The 220-nt window shown below is 54.1% G+C and carries 1 tRNA gene; it reads right to left on the bottom strand.

Going from position 1 to position 220, the window contains the following annotated elements:
- Positions 1-5: 5 nt before the first annotated feature.
- Positions 6-81, bottom strand: a tRNA-Phe gene (locus AF333_RS29155).
- Between the last annotated feature and the right edge of the window lie 139 nt (positions 82-220).

The following is a 220-nucleotide window of genomic DNA, read 5'->3' as shown; positions in this document are numbered from 1 at the left end:
ATAAATGGTGGCTCGGGACGGAATCGAACCGCCGACACGAGGATTTTCAGTCCTCTGCTCTACCGACTGAGCTACCGAGCCAAACTAACATATATATAAAACAAGCAAATAAGTGGCGGAGCCGACGGGACTCCGACGCGCAGGATGCGCTAGGTTCTGCGTTGCTCACAGGACGTGAGCGCTTGTAGCAGAACTTCCTCTCGGGTGAGAGGCCCGTTAT

The organism is Aneurinibacillus migulanus (assembly GCF_001274715.1).
Classification (GTDB): Bacteria; Bacillota; Bacilli; order Aneurinibacillales; family Aneurinibacillaceae; genus Aneurinibacillus; species Aneurinibacillus migulanus.
Note: the sequence above shows the minus strand (reverse complement) of the source record. Positions and strands in the feature narration are given on the sequence as shown.